We start from the raw sequence: 245 nt of genomic DNA, 5'->3' as shown, positions 1-245 counted from the left end.
ATTTCTGATCACCTGAGTGAATTTGGCGTAGGGCCTTTGGAATTAAGCCGGATGGCGGATTTTATTAACGAAATGTTTCATATTGAACTCACGATGTATGAATTAACTGATTGCCCCTCCATTCAAGCGGTTACTGAATACTTATTGAAGGAATATGCCGGAGCGATAAGAAACATGTTCCCGAATGAAGTGATGGAAGCCGGCCAATCGGAAAGCGTCGTTTTACGGGATCTGGCATACACTAC

1 protein-coding gene is annotated in these 245 nt (G+C 43.3%); it reads left to right on the top strand.

Annotated elements, in window-relative coordinates:
* On the top strand, positions 1 to 245 hold a 245-nt coding region (locus R0K30_RS23085; RefSeq protein WP_410613314.1), incomplete at both ends, for a phosphopantetheine-binding protein.

Origin of the sequence: Bacillus sp. SIMBA_154, assembly GCF_046536015.1 — a bacterium.
Lineage (GTDB): Bacteria > Bacillota > Bacilli > Bacillales > Bacillaceae > Bacillus > Bacillus pumilus_P.
The sequence above is the reverse complement of the archived record's forward strand: the minus strand, read 5'-3'. Positions and strand labels throughout refer to the sequence as shown.